Annotated in this window: 13 protein-coding genes; 4 read left to right on the plus strand and 9 right to left on the minus strand. The window is 64.3% G+C overall.

Annotation, left to right across the window (positions count from 1 at the left end):
* The first annotated feature begins 553 nt into the window (after nt 1–553).
* Nucleotides 554–2,500: a M23 family metallopeptidase gene (locus tag ACFFP0_RS29730; RefSeq protein WP_377265839.1), complete on the plus strand. Its 1,947-nt coding sequence runs from the start codon at nt 554–556 to the stop codon at nt 2,498–2,500.
* 4 nt (nt 2,501–2,504) lie between these two features.
* Here ACFFP0_RS29730 and ACFFP0_RS29735 read toward each other — a convergent pair whose 3' ends face one another.
* From ACFFP0_RS29735 to ACFFP0_RS29775, 9 genes are all read right to left on the minus strand, one after another.
* Complete coding sequence (locus tag ACFFP0_RS29735) at nt 2,505–3,434, minus strand: S66 peptidase family protein (RefSeq protein WP_377265840.1); 930 nt, start codon at nt 3,432–3,434, stop codon at nt 2,505–2,507.
* A 64-nt stretch (nt 3,435–3,498) separates the two neighbouring features.
* Nucleotides 3,499–6,105 (minus strand): ATP-dependent chaperone ClpB, encoded by a 2,607-nt coding sequence (clpB, locus tag ACFFP0_RS29740; protein WP_377265841.1) that lies wholly within the window; start codon nt 6,103–6,105, stop codon nt 3,499–3,501.
* A 302-nt stretch (nt 6,106–6,407) separates the two neighbouring features.
* Nucleotides 6,408–7,253, minus strand: a complete 846-nt coding sequence (locus ACFFP0_RS29745; protein WP_377265842.1) for a DUF4167 domain-containing protein — start codon at nt 7,251–7,253, stop codon at nt 6,408–6,410.
* A 301-nt stretch (nt 7,254–7,554) separates the two neighbouring features.
* Nucleotides 7,555–8,418 (minus strand): peptide chain release factor N(5)-glutamine methyltransferase, encoded by an 864-nt coding sequence (gene prmC / locus ACFFP0_RS29750; RefSeq protein WP_377265843.1) that lies wholly within the window; start codon nt 8,416–8,418, stop codon nt 7,555–7,557.
* The gene (prfA, locus tag ACFFP0_RS29755) at nt 8,415–9,497 is read right to left on the minus strand and encodes a peptide chain release factor 1 (protein ID WP_377265844.1); all 1,083 of its coding nucleotides are present in this window, start codon (nt 9,495–9,497) and stop codon (nt 8,415–8,417) included. The genes prmC and prfA overlap by 4 nt, the downstream gene beginning before the upstream one ends.
* A 142-nt stretch (nt 9,498–9,639) precedes the next feature.
* The gene (gene ptsP / locus ACFFP0_RS29760; RefSeq protein WP_377265860.1) at nt 9,640–11,907 is read right to left on the minus strand and encodes a phosphoenolpyruvate--protein phosphotransferase; all 2,268 of its coding nucleotides are present in this window, start codon (nt 11,905–11,907) and stop codon (nt 9,640–9,642) included.
* Between the two features lie 80 nt (nt 11,908–11,987).
* Complete coding sequence (locus tag ACFFP0_RS29765; protein ID WP_377265845.1) at nt 11,988–13,262, minus strand: aspartate kinase; 1,275 nt, start codon at nt 13,260–13,262, stop codon at nt 11,988–11,990.
* 238 nt (nt 13,263–13,500) lie between these two features.
* Nucleotides 13,501–14,346: an SH3 domain-containing protein gene (locus ACFFP0_RS29770; RefSeq protein ID WP_377265846.1), complete on the minus strand. Its 846-nt coding sequence runs from the start codon at nt 14,344–14,346 to the stop codon at nt 13,501–13,503.
* Between the two features lie 141 nt (nt 14,347–14,487).
* A complete protein-coding gene (locus tag ACFFP0_RS29775; protein ID WP_377265847.1) occupies nt 14,488–15,540 on the minus strand; it encodes a LacI family DNA-binding transcriptional regulator in 1,053 nt (350 codons plus the stop codon).
* Nucleotides 15,541–15,688: 148 nt separating this feature from the next.
* On the opposite strand from ACFFP0_RS29775, the gene bglB reads away from it, so the two are divergent.
* From bglB to ACFFP0_RS29790, 3 genes are read left to right on the plus strand one after another with little or no spacing between them, the layout of a single operon-like run.
* A complete protein-coding gene (bglB, locus tag ACFFP0_RS29780) occupies nt 15,689–16,789 on the plus strand; it encodes a beta-galactosidase BglB (RefSeq protein WP_377265848.1) in 1,101 nt (366 codons plus the stop codon).
* Nucleotides 16,786–17,622 carry a 5-dehydro-4-deoxy-D-glucuronate isomerase gene (kduI, locus tag ACFFP0_RS29785; protein ID WP_377265849.1) on the plus strand — a complete coding sequence of 279 codons (837 nt, stop codon included), beginning with the start codon at nt 16,786–16,788 and terminating at the stop codon, nt 17,620–17,622. The genes bglB and kduI overlap by 4 nt, the downstream gene beginning before the upstream one ends.
* 5 nt (nt 17,623–17,627) lie before the next feature.
* On the plus strand, nt 17,628–20,111 hold the full coding sequence (locus ACFFP0_RS29790) for a hypothetical protein (RefSeq protein WP_377265851.1): 2,484 nt from the start codon (nt 17,628–17,630) through the stop codon (nt 20,109–20,111).
* The last annotated feature ends 2 nt before the right edge of the window (nt 20,112–20,113 follow it).

Raw genomic sequence — 20,113 nt, forward strand, 5'->3', positions numbered from 1 at the left:
GAAACCGGCACAAAAGCCAATCACGTCATCCATCACAGAGCCAAACCGTAACCCGGCCCCATCAGCATTCCAGCCAACTTCTCAGTGATTTTGCAGGAGCAAATCTCGCGATTTCTCCAGAACGAGAAACTTCGTCGCCAGCAGCGCCGCCGCCCTCGTCAGTGACACGGCTTATAGAGGCTACCACAATATCAAGTCAACAGGGGGATATCGAAATTTTCAGGAAAAACGACAGAATATTGATTTCAAACGATAATTTTGGATTTCCCTTGGAACCCCCTGTTCGCTGCGGACGATGTGACCGCGTCCGGCGCCGGAAAACGCCGTCCTGCCGGACCGCGCCCCAAAACTGCCCCGACAAATTCACAATCTCCTGGTCTACAAAGCTCCGGATGGGGATTCGAAGGCTCGTTTCAAGGATTGCACCCGTTTGCAACCATGCCGATTTGACTCTCCGCATCGAAACGGGCACATGTTTGGCCCAAGGTTTCGCGGGCACAATAAAGGCTTGCCCGCGACACGACGAGTATCAGGGGAATTGGCTCAGACTGGCATGACGATGGCCCGCAGCACGATCCGCTCGCTCGGCAACGAACCGCCGATACTCGCCGATGGCCGCCGCGCCCCGGATCACCGTGAGATTTCCTTTCGCTGGCTTTCGGGCACCTTCCTCACCGGCATAACCTCGTCGATCCTGATGGGCGTCGCGCTGTTTGCGGCGCTTGACGGGCGCCAGCAGCTTGCCATCCCTGCCGAGGCTTCCGCCTCGCTGCCGCATGACGACGACGCCGACACCGCCTCGCGCGGAAAACGCCTGCTTGGCGGCAATATCGTCGCCATGCCGACCGACCGGAAGATCATGGAAGTCTCCACGGTAATCCATGAGGGAAACAAGGAAGTCGTCCGCCGCAAGCCGTTCGCGCATGTGAAGATGAACCTTGCCGCAAACCATGTGGCCCAGGAGGACTACCCCTCCTTCGATCCCCTGACGATCTTTTCGTCCAGCGAGGCCCCTCCCCCGCCTGCCGCGCGGGCCGGCGCGATCTACGGTTCCAATGTCGAATCCGAGGTAAGCCTGCAGACGGTCGCCTTTCCGGTCAAAGGCATCACCTACGCCCTTGCGCCGGCCATGACCCTGGAGGAAGTGGAGGAGAACGTCCGCTCCAACGGCTCGGTGCTGACGGATGGAAACACCCAGCTTTCCGCTCTCTATTATGTCGATCCGCAGCGTTTCTCGTCGAAGGACGACGACGACGGCGATCTCGACATCACCGCCGGCCTGTCGGCGCGCATCGTCGAGGAGAACATCTCCGTCTCGGCCTCCGAACCGGTCACCTCGCATACGCGTGAATATGCCGACGACATCATTCCGGTCCGCAAGCCCGAGACCGTTACCCAGGCCATGACGGAAGTCGGTTATCCCGAGGGCAAGGCGCAGGAGATTTCCGGCTATCTCCACTCCCGGCTGGGCGAGGCGGATCTCGTCGCCGGCGACGTGCTGCGCATCGGCGTGATCCAGGACGGCGACATGGTGCTGGTCGTGCGCGCCAGCCTTTACCGGCGCGGCAAGCATCAGGTGACGGTCGCCCTCGACGATCACGGCCGGTTCGTGAACGGCGAGGAGCCGCCGATGCTGGATGCGGTCGCTTCCGCCTTCAGCGAGCAGCCGCCCCAGATCGTGACGGGCCGCGAACTGCCGCGCGTCTATGACGGCATCTATCGCGCCGCCCTGTCCTACGGCATGAACAGGGATATGACGGCTCTCCTGGTGAAGCTGCTCGCCAGCAATGTCGATCTGCAGGCCCAGTTGAAACCGGCGGACAAGATCGAAGCCTTCTTCTCGGTCGCCGACGAAAAGGGCCAGGCGGACAAGAATTCCGAATTGCTTTACGTCAACGCCCGTTTCGGCGATACGACCACCCGCTTTTACCGCTTTCAGAATTCCGACGACGGGTCGATCGACTATTTCGACGAGAACGGAAAGAGCATCCGCCAGTTCCTGCTGCGCAACCCGGTTCCGAACGGCCGCATGACCTCCGGTTTCGGCATGCGCGCCCATCCGCTCCTCGGTTACTCGCGCATGCATACCGGCACCGACTGGGCGGCGCCCCGCGGCACGCCGATCATCGCGGCCGGCAATGGCACCGTCGAGAAGGCCGGCTGGGATTCCGGCGGCTACGGCAACCAGACGCTCATCCGCCATGCCAATGGCTATGTCTCCTCCTACAACCACCAGAGCGCGATAGTCGCCGGCGTCCGCGAGGGCGCGAAGGTGACCCAGGGCCAGGTGATCGGTTACGTGGGTTCGACCGGGGAATCGACCGGCTCGCACCTGCATTACGAGCTGATCGTCAACGGCACCAAGGTCGACCCGATGAAGGTGCGCCTGCCCGGCGGCAGTTCGCTGGAAGGCAAGGCGCTTGCCCGGTTCGAAGAGGAACGCAAGCGCATCGACGTCCTGCTCAACATCCAGCCGTCCGACGAGGTCGCAAGCCGCTGACCGATCAGTGGAAGACGGTCAGCGTCCCGGCCGCGGCATCGATGCATGCCGTACTGCCCACGGGCGTGCTGAGCGCGCGCGTGCCATGGCCGAACGGCAGGCCGCCCAGGACGGGAACTGCCATCCGGCTCAGGTGATCGCCGACGATGTCGATGACCGGCGGCAAGCGTTCCGGGTCGGCGGTCGTGAACTGGCCGACGGCCACCCCCGCAAGCCCGTCCAGGTGGCCGGCCTTTCCGAGCATCGTCAGCGCACGATCGATCCGCCCCGGCTGGCAATCGGCCGCCTCGACGAGCAGGATCGCGCCCTGCAGACCCGGCAGCGCCCAGCCGGCGGCCGTTGCGATCGTATCGAGATTGCCGCCGATCAGCAGGCCGCTCGCCGCACCGCCCGCCGTCAGCACCGCGGTCGCTTCATCGGGCCTTGCCTGGAAGACCAGACTGCCCCGGCCCGCCAGCATCCGCAGCAGCAGTTCGAGATTTTCCGCGTCGAACCCGCCTTCGCCGTTTCCATAAAGCGTGCCGTGCACGCCCACGAGACGGCAGTGAAGGAAAAGGGAAAGATGCAGGGCCGTGATATCGCTGAAGCCGACCAGCGGTTTCGGATCGCGCCGCACCGCCTCGAAATCGAGCCGATCCGCAATGCGATAGGACCCCTTGCCGCCACGCGTGGCGAAGATCGCCCGGACGGCGGGATCGCGAAACGCGTCGTTGATATCCTCCAGGCGCTGGGCGTCGGTCCCTGCGAAAGGACCGTATTTTTCAAAGGCGTGCCGGCCGAAATCCACCTCGAAGCCGAGGGCGCGAAGACTTTCCGCCCGCGCAAGCACAGGCAGCCTCTCCGGCGTGCTTGCCGGCGAGATGAAGCGGATCTTGTCGCCCGGCTTCAGCCCGGCGGGAAAAATGCAGTCTTCCGGCATTCTCCGAACGATCATGTCTCGACCTCGCTCCACCCCGGACGAAAAAAGCCGCCCCTGAGGGCGGCCCTTAAAAGTTGGCTTATGCAGCCGCGGCTTCGCTCGCGCCGCCCTTGACGCGGAAGAGCAGCCGGTCGGAACCGGACGAAACCGCGACGGTCGAGCCGTCCGGGATCTGGCCGCCCAGGATCTGCTCCGCGAGCGGGTCCTGCAGGTATTTCTGGATCACCCGCTTCAGCGGACGGGCGCCATAGACCGGGTCGTAACCTTTCTCGGCCAGCCATTCGCGGGCATCTTCGCCAAGCTCGATCGAAATCTTGCGCTCGGCGAGCAGATTGAGAAGCCGCTTCATCTGGATATCGACGATCGCGCCCATCTCGTTCCGCTTCAGGCGGTGGAAGAGGATGATTTCGTCGACACGGTTCAGGAATTCCGGCCGGAACGACATCTTGACCACGTCCATCACCTGATCGCGGACGCTGTCGACATCCTCGCCGTCGCGCAGATTGGTAAGGTATTCCGCACCAAGGTTCGACGTCATGATGATCATCGTGTTCTTGAAGTCGACCGTACGGCCCTGCCCGTCCGTCAGACGCCCGTCGTCGAGCACCTGCAGGAGGACGTTGAACACGTCCGGATGCGCCTTCTCGATCTCGTCGAACAGCACGACCTGATAGGGCTTGCGCCGGACCGCTTCGGTCAGCGCGCCGCCTTCGTCGTAACCGACATAGCCGGGAGGCGCGCCGATCAGCCGGGCCACGGAATGCTTTTCCATGTACTCCGACATGTCCATGCGAACCATCGCGGTCTCGTCGTCGAACAGGAAGCGGGCGAGCGATTTCGTCAGCTCCGTCTTGCCGACGCCGGTCGGGCCGAGGAAGATGAACGAACCGATCGGCCGGTTGGGGTCCTGCAGGCCGGCACGCGAACGGCGAACCGCGCGGGAGACCGCCTGGACGGCATCGCCCTGGCCGACGACCGATTTCGCCAGCTCGTCTTCCATCCTGAGCAGCTTCTCGCGCTCGCCTTCCAGCATCTTGTCGACCGGAATGCCGGTCCAGCGGGAAACGACATGCGCGATCGCATCCGGATTGACGACTTCCTGCACCATCGAGCTACCGGCGCTGTCGCGCTCCTCGGCAGCCTTCAGATCCTTTTCGAGATCCGGAATGACGCCATAGGTCAGCTCGCCGGCACGCTGGTATTCACCCTTGCGCTGGGCGATTGCCAGTTCGTTGCGGGCTTCGTCGAGTTGCCTCTTGAGGTCCGCAGCAAGGCCGAGCTTCTGCTTTTCCGCCTGCCAGCGGGCCGTCAGCGCATCCGCCTGCTCCTCGAGCGAGGTCAGTTCCGTATCGAGCCGCACCAGCCGGTCGGCCGAGGCGCTGTCGGTTTCCTTCTTCAGGGCCTCGCGCTCGATCTTCAGCTGGATGATACGGCGGTCGAGTTCGTCCAATTCCTCGGGCTTGGAATCCACCTGCATGCGAAGGCGCGATGCGGCCTCGTCCATCAGGTCGATCGCCTTGTCGGGCAGGAAGCGGTCGGTAATGTAGCGGTTGGAAAGCGTCGCGGCGGCAACCAGCGCGGAGTCGGAGATCCGCACCTTGTGATGCTGTTCGTACTTTTCCTTCAGGCCGCGCAGGATCGAGATCGTGTCCTCCACGGTCGGTTCGTCGACCATGACCGGCTGGAAACGACGGGCGAGCGCCGGGTCCTTCTCCACATGCTTGCGGTATTCGTCGAGCGTGGTCGCGCCGACGCAATGCAGCTCGCCGCGGGCAAGCGCAGGCTTCAGGAGATTGGAGGCGTCCATCGCGCCATCGGACTTGCCGGCGCCGACCAGCGTGTGCATCTCGTCGATGAACAGGATGATCTCGCCGTTTTCCGACTGAACCTCGTTCAGCACGCTCTTCAGCCGCTCCTCGAACTCGCCGCGATATTTCGCGCCGGCGATCAGCGCACCCATGTCGAGCGCCATCAGCCGCTTGTCCTTCAGGCTTTCCGGCACGTCGCCGTTGACGATCCTGAGCGCGAGGCCCTCGGCGATCGCCGTCTTGCCGACGCCGGGCTCACCGATCAGGACCGGGTTGTTCTTGGTGCGGCGGGAGAGCACCTGGATCGTGCGGCGGATTTCGTCGTCGCGGCCGATCACCGGGTCGAGCTTGCCTTCACGGGCTTCCGCGGTCAGGTCGCGGGCATATTTCTTCAGCGCCTCGAAACCCTGTTCGGCGTTCGCGCTGTCGGCGGTGCGGCCCTTGCGGATATCGTTGATGACCTGGTTCAGCGCCTGCGCGGTGACGCCCGCCTTCTTGAGCGTCGCGGCCGTCGATGCCGAGCTTTCGATCGCAAGCGCGAGAAGCAGGCGCTCGACCGTCACGAAACTGTCGCCGGCTTTCTTCGACGCCTCCTCAGCGGTCGCGAAGACCTTGGCGAGCGGCTGGGAAAGATAGATTTCGCCATTGCCGCCGGAAACCTTGGGCAGCTTGGCAAGCGTCGCGTCGTTGGCGATGCGGGCTTCCTTGGCATTGCCGCCGGCACGTTCGATCAGCGACGACGCCATGCCCTGGTCGTCGTCGAGCAGGACTTTCAGTACGTGTTCCGGCGTGAACTGCTGATGACCCGAGGCGAGCGCGCTCGTCTGCGCCGACTGCAGGAAACCGCGGACCCGCTCGGAATATTTTTCGATGTTCATTCTCTGACCTCCTGAATCGCCCTGCCCTTATAAGGCACAGGCCGATGATTGAGATTGAGCTCCCTCAAAGGCGAGCCCGGCCGGCGCAAACCGGCTTCGGCTTGAGATATGGTAAGCGAAATCCGGTGTTTAAAGAGTTCGCAAAAGCAAAAAACTCCGGCTTTCGACCGGAGTTTTGACAATACGCAATTCTGACGCGCATCCTGAAATGCCCGGCAGGTCCCCGGACGAAGATGCGCTTCGCAAGAAGCGGGAGCGGCGAGCTTTCAGCTGTTTTCTCGCCGCCGCCTTGACCGTGAAACCTATTCGCTGGTGGCTTCCGCCAGAACCGGCTGCTCCGTTTCGCCGGAGGCCTCGCCCCCTTCGGCAGCTTCACCGCGGCGCGGACGACGCGGACGGCTGGCCGCACGGCGGCGGGGAGTGCGTTCGGCCGGAGCGGTCGCTTCGGCCTGCTCGGCCTGTTCGACCACGACTTCCGCCGGCGTGCCTTCGATCACCGGCTGCGGGCCGGACCCATCCACGACGGGAGACCGGGGCTGCTCCACGGCAACCGGCTGCTCGGCAGGTTCGGGCTGTTCTGCAAGCGCAGGCTGCTCGCGACGCTGCTCGCGGTCCTGCCGACGGTCACGACGCTGTTCGCGGTCGCGACGGTTCTCGCGCGGCTGCTGGTCCTGAGCCTGCTCCCGCGGCTCGCGGCGCGGCTGATGTTGCGGCTGCGGAGCCGATGCCTCGTCGGCAACCACGGGCTGCTGGCCGAAACCGAGGTCGTCCGTATCGACCGTTTCGATCTCGTCCTGGTCCAGAACATTGCCGTCCCGTTCCTGATAGTCGCCGCGCTCGTGATGCTGGAAGCGGTCCTGCATCTGCGCCTGGGCGGCGGCAATGATGCGGTTGTAGTGTTCCGCGTGCTGCAGATAGTTCTCAGCCATGACCCGGTCGCCGGCGCTCTGGGCGTCGCGGGCAAGGGCCGCGTATTTCTCGGCGATATGCTGGGCGGTGCCGCGGATCTTCACGTCCGGGCCGGAGCTGTCATACGTCCTGCTGAGAGGATTTCCGCCCTTGCGGTTGAAGTTGTTGCCGCCGCCGTTGTTGTTATTATTGTTATTGCCGCGCCCTCGACCGCGCTTGTTCTGCTGTCCTGGCCTCATCTATCGTTCACCAATTCTCTGTCTTCGCTGATAAAGGGCCACGCGGCCTGCCGGTCCATGCCGGAACAAGACTTCGCGTGCCGCGCACAGGGCGAACAAAGCGTCCTGCCGCTTGTGAAAGTCAAATTAACTGATTCACGCACCGGGAATTGCTCAACCTTCACAACTCTTCGAAAAGAGCAGGATCAAGGGTTGACCTGTAACCCGAACGAATCGCTGTTCATCCCCAGCTGCCCCAGTGCGTACTTGCAAGCTATCCCGCTTCCCTCGGAAATCCAAGCCTTTTCTTTTGCTATACAAATCAGGCCTCTTTCCCGATAAAAACGAGAACACGATCATTGTCACCGTAGTCACGATCTGCTTGCGCCAGCGTGAAGCCGGCCGAGCGGAAAATTGCGGTCACGGTTTCCTTCTGATCGAATCCGATTTCGACGCCGATAACGCCGTCCTTTTCAAGGAAATCTCCAGCATCCGCGGCAATCGCTCGATAAGCGGCGAGCCCGTCGGACCCTCCATCCAGCGCTGCCGGGGGATCGAAATCCCGGACTTCGGGCTCCAGTGCGGGGATGACGTCACTCCGTATATACGGCGGATTTGACACGATTATGTCGAAACGTCCGGTAACTTGGTCGAACCAGTCGCTGCCAACCGTGGCAAATCGTTCCGTCAATCCCAGCCTCGCGGCGTTTTCCGCTGCCGTCTTCAACGCATCCTCCGAAATATCGGTGCCGATTCCCCTGGCCTCGGGAATTTCCTTCAGAAGCGCCAGGATGATCGCACCTGTTCCGGTGCCGAGATCCAGGAGGCGTGCCGCGCCCTTGGCTGCGACAATCTGCCTCACGTAGGGAAGCATCGAATCCACCAGGATTTCGGTGTCCGGGCGTGGCTCCAGCGTTTCTTTCGAAATCAGCAGGTCCACCCCGTGGAATTCTCGTTTTCCTAATATGCGATGGACCGGCTCCCGTTTCAAGCGCCGTTCGATCGAATCTGCAATTCGGCTCGATTCCGCGTGCGTCAGCGGCCGGTCGCCGCCGGTGAAGACCTCGGTGGCGGACAGGTTGAGCAGCCCGCCGATGAGAAGCCTCGCCTCGATGGCCGCATCCGGCAGTCCGGCTGCCGAAAACCGGCTTTTCGCCTCGGCCACCGCCGCGCCAAGCGTCGTCATCCCTGGCTTTCCCCGAGCTGTGCGAGCTGGCCGGCCTGGTAGTCGGCGATCAGCGCATCGACCACCTCGTCGATCTCGCCCTCCATCATCCGGTCGAGCTTGTAGAGCGTCAGGTTGATGCGGTGGTCCGTCACCCTTCCCTGCGGGAAGTTGTAGGTGCGGATGCGCTCCGAGCGGTCGCCGGAGCCCACCTGGCTCCTGCGGTCCGCGGAACGCTCGTTATCTGCCCTCTGCCGCTCCATGTCGTAGAGCCGGGAGCGCAGCACCTGCATCGCCTTGGCGCGGTTCTGGTGCTGCGATTTTTCCGAGCTGGTGACGACGATGCCGGTCGGAAGATGCGTGATGCGCACCGCCGAATCCGTGGTGTTGACGTGCTGCCCGCCGGCGCCGGAAGAGCGCATCGTGTCGATGCGGATGTCCTCGGGGCGGATTTCGATGTCGATCTCCTCCGCCTCCGGCAAGACCGCGACCGTCGCCGCCGACGTATGGATGCGTCCGCCCGCTTCGGTCTCCGGCACGCGCTGCACCCGGTGCACGCCGGATTCGAATTTCAGCTTCGAGAACACGCCCCGGCCGGTGATCGTCGCGATGATTTCCTTGTAGCCGCCCGCCTCGCCCTCGCTGGCCGAGAGAACCTCGACCTTCCAGCCATGGGTGCTGGCGTAACGTTCGTACATGCGGAAGAGATCGCCAGCAAACAGTGCCGCCTCGTTGCCGCCCGTACCGGCGCGGATTTCCAGGATGGCGCTTCGCTCGTCCGCCGCGTCCTTCGGCAGGAGCAGGATCTGCATCTCCTTTTCGAGCGCCTCGATCCGCGTTTCCGCCTCCGGCAGTTCCAGCTCGGCAAGCTCACGCATTTCGCGATCGGTCGCCCTGTCGGCAAGCATTGCCCGAAGATCGGCCGCCTCGACGACCGTCTTCTCGTATTCGCGGATCTTGCGCACGACGGGCTGCAGCTCGGAATATTCCGAGGCGAGCTTCACATAGACATCCGCGGACGGCCCCTCCGACATGCGCGCCTCGATCTCGCCGAAACGGCGTTCCAGCTCGCGCATCTTTTCAACAGGAAGCTTAGCCAATCATAAAACTCCAACTATTCCGCTCGTCGTCCCCGGGCTTATCCCGAGGATCAGCTAACCTGTCGACGTGGATAAATCCCCGGGACAGGCCCCGGGACGACGGTGAGAGCACATAGCTCGACCAATGGCCGTCATTCAATCGTCAAACCGGAATATTGTGAGCCTCGGCGAACCGGACAAGCAGGTCGCGGATCGGTTCCGACGAGCGGGTATCGTCGAGCGCGGCGTTCAGCTCGGCGGCCAGCAGGTCCGCATCGAGCCCGAGAAGCATGGCCTTGACCGGACCGATGGAGGTCGCCGCCATCGAGACGGAACGGTAGCCGATCCCGATCAGCGCCATGGCGGACAGCGGCTTGCCGGCCATCTCGCCGCAAAGCGTCACCGACGTCTTGTTGCGCTCGCCGGCCCGCGCGATGTCGCGCAGGATGCGCAGGAACGGCTTGCCGAGATTGTCGAAGCGGTCGGAGACCCGCGCATTTCCGCGATCGGCCGCCATCGAGAACTGGAAGAGGTCGTTCGACCCGACCGAAACGAAATCCACCTCGGCCATCAGTTCGTCGAGCTGCCACATCAGCGCCGGCACTTCCAGCATGGCGCCGAACTGCAGCTTGCGCGGCAGGTTGTAACCGAACTTCGAAAGATGCTGCACTTCCTTCTGCATCAGGTCGCGCACCGCATGGATTTCCGAAACCTCCGTCACCATCGGCACCATCATCCGGAGCTCGCCGCCGGAGGACGCCCGGAGCAGGGCGCGAAGCTGCGTGCGCAGCAATCCGGGCCGGTCGAGCGACAGGCGGATCGCCCGCCAGCCGAGCGCGGGGTTTTCCTCTTCGTGGCTGCGGAAATAGGAGACGACCTTGTCCCCGCCGATATCGAGCGTGCGGAAGGTGATCGGGCGCCCTCCCGCCTGCTTCACCACGTTGCGATAGAAGTTCTCCTGCTCCTCCAGCTTCGGCATGGTGGACGCGATCATGAACTGCAGTTCGGTGCGGAAAAGGCCGATGCCGTCGGCGCCGGATTCCACGAGTTGCGGCAGGTCGACCATCAGGCCGGCATTCATCTGCAGGCTGATGCGCTTGCCGTCCTTGGTGAGCGGCTCGACCGACCTGAGCGCCCGGAACTGTTCCTGCCGGCGGGCCCTGAGCCGCACCTTCTCCTCATAGGCCTTCTGCAGGTCCGACATCGGCCTGAGATGAATCTGGCCGTCGTCGCCGTCGATGATGATCGGATCGCCGTTTTCGGCGAGCGCCACGACGCCGGCGGCCTGCCCCACGACCGGGATGCCCATGGCCCGCGCGACGATCACCACATGGCTCGTCACGGCACCGTCTTCGAGCACCAGCCCGCGCATCCGCTCGCGCGGATAGTCGAGCAGCTCCGCCGCCCCCATGGCCCGCGCCAGGATGATCGCATCGGCCGGAAAGCCTTCCTCGGACAGGCGCCCGGAAAAGCCTGTCAACTGGCGCAGCAGCCGGTTGGCGAGGTCGTCGAAATCGTGCATCCGCTCGCGCAGATACGGGTCGCTGAGCCGCATCATGCGCGCCTTGGTGTCGCTCTGCACCTTCTCGACCGCCGCTTCCGCCGTCAGCCCGTTATGGATGGCCTCCTCCATGCGGCGCACCCAGCCCTGGTCGTGGGCGAACATGCGGTAGGTCTCCAGCACCTCCCGGTGCTCGCCCTCCTGCGCCACCTCGCGGCGCGACAGCATGTCGTCGATCGATATCCGCAGCGAGCCTAGCGCTTCCGCGAGCCGCTGGATCTCCTTGTCCGCGTCCTCGTTCAAGAGGTTGGTGACGACGATGCGCGGCTCGTGCAGGACGACATGGCCGAGCCCGATGCCCTCGTTGTAGCCGTCCGCCTCGATTGTCACGGCGCGGGTAAGGTCGAGTTCGAGACCCGGCCGGGTGATCTTCTTCAGCTCTCCCGTCGCGATCATCTCGGCGATCACCATTGCGGTGGTTTCGAGCGCCTCGACCTCGTCTTCGCGATAGTTCCGGCTCGCCTTGTTCTGGACGACGAGAACGCCCAAAGTGCGGCCGGCCCGCAGGATCGGCACGCCGAGGAAGGAATGGTAGATTTCCTCGCCGGTCTCGGGGAGGTAGCGGAAGGCCGGATGCGCCTGCGCATCGGAAAGGTTGAGCGGCTGGGCAGAGACGGCGATCGTGCCGACCAGACCCTGGCCCATCTTCAACTGCGAAAGGTGGACGGCCTCCTTCTTGAGGCCTTCGGTCGCATAAAGTTCGAGCACGCCGTCGGAGCGGAGCACGTAGACCGAGCAGACCTCGGCCACCATGTTGCTGGCGATCTGGCGGACGATCCGGTCAAGACGCTCCTGCGGATCGAGCGGCTCCGCCATCAATTCGCGCAGCCGCTTCAAAAGAACGCGCGGACCTGCCGACAGGTCTCTCATCGCCATAAGCTCTCCCGAAATTACAAGCTATCCGGAAGACGTCGCGCCCGAAACTTGCCGCGCGCCGAACCGGCTTATCATCAACTCTTATCGAGACCGTAGGCGGAATGCAAAGTCCGAACTGCGAGTTCGGAATATGCGCCGTCGATCAGAATGGAAATCTTGATTTCCGACGTGGTGATGGCCTTGATGTTGATGCCTTTTTCGGCAAGTGCCTTGAAAGCATGCGCGGCAACGCCCGCATGGCTGCGCATGCCGATGCCGATGACCGACACCTTGGCGAGGCCTGATTCGTTCTGGGCGACATCGAAGCCGATCTTTTCCTTGTTCTCCTCCAGCACCTTCAGCGCCTTCTGCACGTCGCCGGAGGGAACGGTGAAGGTCATGTCCGTCTTCGAACCGTCTTCCGACGTGTTCTGCACGATCATGTCGACATTGATATGCGCTTCGGCGAGCGGCCCGAAGATCGCGGCCGAGACGCCGGGCCGGTCGGCAAGCCGCCGGAGCGAGATCTGCGCTTCATCCTTGGCATAGGCGATGCCGGTGACGACTTCCTGTTCCACGATTTCTTCCTCGTCGCAAATCAAAGTGCCGGGCGGGTTCAGAAGGTCGCCCATGCCCGGCGCATCGGGGTCTTCGAAACTGGAGCGCACGAAGGTGCGGACCTTGAACACCATGGCAAGCTCGACCGAGCGCACCTGCAGGACCTTGGAGCCGAGCGACGCCATTTCCAGCATTTCCTCGAAGGAGACCTTCTTCATGCGGCGCGCCTTCGGCTCGATGCGCGGGTCGGTCGTGTAGACGCCGTCCACATCGGTATAGATATCGCAGCGGTCGGCCTTGACCGCGGCCGCGATCGCCACCGCGGACGTGTCGGAACCGCCGCGGCCGAGCGTGGCGATGCGGTTGTCCGGACCAAGCCCCTGGAAACCGGCGACCACCGCCACCTGCCCCTCGCCCATGCGGCGGATGATCTCGGAGCCGTCGATCTCCAGGATGCGCGCGGCGCCATGGGCATTGTCGGTGCGGATCGGAATCTGCCAGCCCTGCCAGGAACGGGCGTTGATGCCCATCGACTGCAGCGCGATCGCCAGAAGCCCGGACGTCACCTGCTCGCCCGAGGCCACGACCGCATCGTACTCGCGGGCATCATAGAAGGGGGAATTGGCGCCCGTCACCTTCGGCGTGTCCTGCACCCAGCCGACCAGTTCGTTGGTCTTGCCGGACATCGCGGAGACGACGACCGCCACTTCGTGACCGGCCTCGACCTCCCGTTTCACATGGCGCGCGACGTTGTGAATGCGTTCGAGACTGGCGACGGATGTGCCGCCGAACTTCATGACGATGCGAGCCATACGACCAAAAACCACTGTTTCGCCCGAGACTTGGGAACCGCCAGGGCGTCTGCCTTCAAACCATCTCGAAATCCGGTCCTTGCGACGGGATTGTCAAGTTGCGGGGTCTCTTATCGAAAAGGTTCGGAAGGTGCAATGGTCAGGGCATAGCCGAACTGTACGCCGTGCATAAAAGTGTCATAGTCGCAAAATGCGACAGGGCCGCCCGGAGAGGCGGCCCTTTCGATCTGCTACCGGCTTAGTCTCCGGAGCAACCGCGGGTCCCCGGTATGCAATCCTGACCGCGTGGCGGAGGCGGACGACGGTCGTCACCCTGGTCCGCTCTCGGCTGAGAACGGCGGTCGTTGCGAAAATCGGCGATTGGCGGCGGAGGACGACGGTCTTCGCCCCGGTCTACCCTTGGCGGAGGGGGACGACGGTCTTCGTCCCGATCGACCCGGGGTGGCGGCGGCCGGCGGTCGTCGTCCCGGTCGACCCGCGGCGGAGGACGACGGTCATCCCGGTCCCAGCGGTCGCGATCGCGGTTCCAGACCGGCGGAGCCGGCGGGCGGTTGTCGCCGGGGCGCCAGGTATCCCGGTCCCGGTCACGGTCCCAGCGGGGCGGATCACGGTCCCAGCGATCGCGGTCGCGGTCCCAGCGCGGCGGCGGGGGCGGAGGCGGATTGCGGCCCGGCTCCCATGTGAAGCGCCGCCAGCGGTCGCGCTCACGATAGAAATCGCGGTCGCGATAATAACGGCCCCAATAGTTGTCGACGTCGAACGTGATCATGGGAATGCCGAGCGGCCGGTAATATTGAGGCCCGACATACACGCGATTGGAGCGGTACGAGGCCTCCACGTAATTGCCCGACACCCAGCCGCGGCCGCCGAAAAACTGGACGTCGCACCAGTTGACGCTGCTCATGCAGCCATAGATGGTGACGGGCGTCCCGACCGGAATGACGGTGACGGCGGGATAACCGGTGCTCGGCCCCGACCGCATGTTGACATTGGCCGTTGCGAAACCGCGCACGGCCGCCTCCGCCAGCGACGGCGCAGCAATGAGCGCGCAGAAAGCCGCAACGGACATCAGAATCTTCTTCACGGGCTTCCTCCTGAGAAACCGTTTGTCGCCCGAACCGGCTTCTGACCGGCCGAGTTGTTTTCCGGCGGGTCAATGTTCGAGGCTTCGTCATTGTTCCAGCACACCTGTGAACGGCGCATGAATGATCCGTTCGGTTTGCGTTTATCCGGCCCGGACGGGTCCTGTCGACTGCCGCTCGGCGATATGGCAGGCAAGCTCCACTCGCCGCGTCGGCGTGGAGAAGCCGGCCATCGCATCGCGCAGCAGATCGAGCGCCACCGCGCCGAGTTCGCGCATGGGAATATGCATCGTCGTCAGCGGCGGATTGAGGAAAGCCGCCTGCGGCAGATCGTCCATGCCCATGACGGAGACATCGCCCGGAACCGAATAGCCCATCTGCTGCACGCCCATCATGGCGCCGACGGCAAGGCTGTCGCCGGCCGCCAGCACGGCGGTGAAGTCGAGCCCATTCCTGCGCAGCCGCTCGCCGACGGCCTGCGCGGCAAGCTCCGGCAGCCAGTCGTCCACCGGCATCACCAGGTTCCCGGGGCACGGCAACCCGTGATGGAGGAGCGCATCCTGCCAGCCTTCGCGACGCCGTTCGATGGTGTTGCGCCCCGGCCGCATGAGAAAGAGGATGCGCTCGTGCCCGAGCCGGATCAGGTAGTCCGCCGCGAGCCGCGCCGCCGAGCGATTGCAGGGCGTGACGCTCGAAAGCCGCATATAGGGATCGTCGCCGTTGATCAGCACGACGGGCTTGCCGAAACCCCGGGTGGCGGCGAGCATGCCCTCGTCGTCGACGGTGAGGAACAGCAGTCCCGCGACGTCCGGGTCGCTGCCCGCCTCCTCGAGCACGACCTTCTCCTCCGCCTCGTCGGCGACGGCGCGCGTGACGATATCGAGCCCGAGCGCCTGCGCCCGGTCCCGAAGACCTTCGAGCACATAGAGGGTGAACTGGTTCCGGACGTAGTCGATCATCGCCGCGCTGGAGGCGGCCAGCACCACCTTCTTGCCGGCCACGGGCGTCGGCACGGTGTAGTTGGCGTCCTTCGCCGCCTCCAGGATGCGCTGGCGGATATCGGCGCGCACCCCCTTCTCCCCGGCCAGCGCCCGCGAGACCGTGCTCAGCGAGACCCCGACTTTTTCCGCTATATCCTCCAGCCGCACACGCCGGCTTTTCTTGCCGCGCTTGCCCGGAACGACCGAGACCGCCATGGCTTCCTCCCGTAAATCGGACACCAGACTGCAAAAAATTTTCAGATTGCGCAATCAATTTTCCGATGTTTTCATGAGGGTACCGCTCGGGAGAAGCGGATCGACAGGCTGCGCACCATCAGGGTGCCGCAACGGGAGGACGTGAGTGATGGGCCTTTCAGCCCGGGATATTCGTACGAAGCTCGACCTTCTCGTGGCCGGCATGACCGGCCTGCGCCACGACGGCCGCTTTGACGAGCCCAATCTCGACGGCACCGCCGGCGACTACATCTCCTTCGACAGTTGGGAATGGCCCCAGGGCGTCGGCCTCTACGGTCTCATCCGGCTCTGGCTCTTTACCGGCCGCGACGACCTCAGGACCCTGATCGAGAACTGGTACGCGGCCCGGATCGACGCCGGCCTTCCCTCGCTCAACGTCAATACGACGGCGCCGATGCTCGGCCTCTCGGTTCTGTGGCGGGAAACGCGAGATCCGCGCTGGCAGCCGGTGCTGGATGCCTGGGCCACCCGCGTCGTGAGCGAAATGGGCCGCACGGAGGAAGGCGCCTTCGAGCACCACGTCTCCGACAAGGTCAACGACGACGAGCTCTGGGACGATACGCTTTACATGGTCGCCCTGTTCCTTGCCTCCTACGGCGAGGCGAGCGGCCGGACCGAGCTGGTCGACGAGGCGGCCAAGCAGTTCCTCGTCCACACCCGCTATCTTGCCGACCGGAAGACCGGCCTCTGGTTCCACGGCTGGACCTTTCAGGGCCGTCACAATTTCGCGGAAGCCCGCTGGGCGCGCGGCAATGCCTGGATCACCGCCGGCATGCTGGACCTCTTCGACCTCGCGCAGATGCCTAATCCGGTGAAGGACTATCTTCTCGGCGTGCTGGTGGCGCAGGTCAACGCGCTTCTGCCGCTGCAGACCGCCTCCGGCGCCTGGCGCACGCTCCTCGACGACCCTTCGTCCTACGAGGAAATCTCCGCCACCGCCGGCTTCGGCTACGGCCTGCTCAAGGGCTATCGCCTCGGCCTTGGCACCCATGAATGGCGCGTCGCCGGCCTCAGGGCCGTCGAAGCCTTGCTTGCCAATATCGATGAAGCCGGCACCGTGCTGAACGTGTCCTACGGCACGCGCATGGGCCACGACCTGCAATTCTACCGGGACATACCGATCCAGCCGACGGGATACGGACAGGCGCTTTCCATCCTCTGCCTCTCCGAAGCCCTCCGGCATGTGGAAGCGGGAGAGCATGCGGCATGACGATGAAAGTGCTTTACGGGGCTGGCCCCGAGGACATCAAGACCTATGACACCGCGCGGCTGCGCGCCGAGTTCCTGATCGAGGACCTGTTCCGGGAGAACAAGGTCAGCTTCACCTACACCCATGTGGACCGGCTGATCCTTGGCGGCGCCGTTCCCGTGTCGTCGACGCTGACCTTCGGCTCCGGCCAGGAGATCGGCACGCCTTTCCTGCTTTCGGCCCGCGAAATGGGCGTCGCCAATCTCGGCGGCACCGGCGTCGTCTCGGTCGACGGCAAGAGCTTCACGCTGGAAAACCGCGACGTGCTTTATATCGGCCGCGGCGCACGGGAGATTTCCGTCGCCAGCGCCTCCGCCGACAAGCCGGCCCGCTTCTACATGAACTCGGTTCCGGCCGGCGCGGATATCCCGCACCGCCTCATCAAGCGGGCGGAATCCAGGCTGCTGACCTTCGGCGATGCCAAGCGCGCCAATCTGCGGAACCTGCGGATGTACATCCATCCGGAAGTCACGCCCTCCTGCCTGCTTCTGCTCGGCATCACCGATCTTGCCGAAGGCAGCATCTGGAACACCATGCCGCCGCATCTCCACGAGCGGCGCATGGAGGCTTACTGCTATTTCGACCTCGCGCCCGAGGAACGGGTCGTCCACCTCATGGGACGCCCGGAGGAAACACGCCACCTCATGGTCAAGAACCTCGATGCGGTTCTCTCTCCCGCCTGGTCGATCCATATGGGCGCCGGCACGGCGCAATACGCCTTCGTCTGGGGCATGACCGGCGAGAACCAGGAATACAACGACGTGGCCCCCGTGGCCCTCAGCGAATTGAAGTGACCGAGATGAACCCTGAAGCGAACTGGATGCGGAAGACCTTGAAGCCGGGCGAAGCCGTCCGGTACTGGCAGCTCGGCCGCATGACCGAGGAACGGTTCGACGTGCCGGACGCCCCGATGAAGGGCGAGATGGACCCGTTCTTCTTCCTCACCAAGGTGAAGAACTTCATTCCGCACGAATATCCCTGCCGCACCATCTTCGCCGGGACCTATCGCGGCAAGCGGCCCGACGTGCGCGGCGAGTTCGAGGCCGCCCGCTGGTGGCTGCCCTTCGGTTCGCCCCGGCTCGACCTCTCGGGCTTCTGGTTCCGCCCGACCCGGCTCGCCACCTGGACCCGCACCTATATCGAAGCCGAGACCGCCGGCACGGCGAAGATCCGCCTCGGCACCTGCGGCGGCGCGGTCCTCTGGCTGAACGGCGCCGAGATCGGCTGGATGGCTCCCTACAGCCGCAACCTCGAAGCCAAGCAGGAATTCGACCTGCCGCTCGTTGCCGGCCTCAACGAGATCGTCCTGTTCTTCGACGATCTCGCTGAACGCGACGCGCGCTATTTCTATCAGTTCGACTACCTGTCCGGCCCGAAGGCCAGCGTCACCCTCCCGGTCCCGGTTGCGGGCTCCGTGGCGGAAAGCCTCGAAACCGCCCTCGACGGCCTGCATCTCGACCGCCAGCACTATTTCGGCGGCGACATCACCGTTCTGTTCGCCGGGCCGCTTCCGGTCGAGGTGAAGGTCAATGTCGCGATCGAAGGCGACTTCATGTCCCGCGAGCGCTTCGATTTCGATTTCACCCTGCCGGCCGGCGCGAAGAGCCTCAATGTCGGCGCCTCCGAAAAGGCTCCGGCAGACTTTCGCCACCTGCGCGTGACCCTGAACGCCGGAGGTTTCGTCGCCTCCCGCTCCGTCGGCGTCGAGATCTGCCATGCCGCCCGCCAGGGCAAGGCATCCGCCTCGCTTGCCGACCGCATCACCGAAACGCTCGCCGAAGTCTCGGAACATTCCGAACGCGACACCGTCCGGGCCTTCGCCCGCCTTGCGAGCGGCCGTTCCGGCGCGGATACGGACGCGATGATCGAGGAAATCCTGCCCTCGATCGAGGACTGCCACGACTGCGCCGACTTCTCGCTGGTGCCGCTCATCTGGTCGCGCACCGTCTGGGGCGGGGACATCAACGAAAAGACCCGTGCCCGCATCGACGGCGCCATCCTGAACTACCGCTACTGGATGGACGAGCCGGGCAACGACGTGCAGTGGTATTTCTCCGAAAACCACGCCCTCCTCTTCCATACGTCGGCCTATCTCGCCGGCCATCTGCTCCCGGAAGCCACCTTCGTCCGTTCCGGCCGCAAAGGCTCGGAGCAGGCGAAGGTCGGCGCGGAGCGCGTCCGCGCCTGGCTCGACCATTTCGAAAAGTGGGAAATGGCGGAGTTCAACTCCGCGCCCTACTTCCCCATCGACCTCAAGGGCCTGACGGCGCTTGCCGCGATCTCGCCGGACAAGGACATTGCCGACCGCGCCAAGGCAGGCATCGTCCGCCTCTGCGAAGTCATCGCCCGCTCCGCCCATCACGGCATGGTCACCGCCGCGCAAGGGCGCTCCTACGAACACACGCTCTGCGCCGGCCGCTCGCTGGAGCTTTCCGCCGTCGCCCGCCTGCTCTGGGGCAAGGGTTTTTATGGCCGCCGCGTCCACTGCCTGCCGCAGATGGCCGTATGCCTGCGCGACCACGGCCTGGAAATCCCGGCCTCCCTGGCCGCAATCGCCGACCATCAGGCCGATCAGCACCAGGAATGGCGTTTCGCCCAGGGCGAGAACTCCTTCGCCGCCCTCTACCACTACAAGGGCAGGAACTTCGCCATGGGCTCGACGGTGCACTACCGCTGGGACGAATGGGGCTACCAGGAAACCGTCCTGCACCTGCGGATCGGCGAGAAGCCGGAAGCAGCGATCTGGATCAACCATCCGGGCGAAACGATCCAGTTCGGTTACGGACGCCCGTCCTATTGGGGCGGCTGCGGCACCATTCCGCGCGCCCAGCAATATCGCGGCCTGGCCCTGCTTGAATTCGCCACCTACGAGGAACAGCCGGATTTCACCCATGCCTGGTTCCCGAAGGCGGAGTTCGACGAGACCCGCGTCGCCGGCGCGCTCGCGCTCGCCCGGTCCGGAAACGGCGCGGTCCTCATCAAGGCCGGCTCCGACCTCGTCCCCGTCACGGAAGGCCCGTCCGCCGGGGCGGAACTGCGCCAGTACGGCCAGAGGACCCGCTGGATCGTCCGCATCTGCGAGGCCGGCGATCTCGCATCCGTCGAAAGCCGTTTCGCCGGCCTTGCCGCCGAACAGCAGGCCGATGGCACTTTCGTCATCGAAGACCCCGAATATGGTAATGTGCGCTTCAGGGCCGATGGCGGCATCGAGGCCGAAGGCCGGGTGATCGCACGGAAGGACTATACCGTAAAGGGCGAGGCGAGGATGCTGAACCCCGCCTGAAC

Origin of the sequence: Neorhizobium puerariae (assembly GCF_042429745.1) — a bacterium.
GTDB lineage: Bacteria > Pseudomonadota > Alphaproteobacteria > Rhizobiales > Rhizobiaceae > Neorhizobium > Neorhizobium puerariae.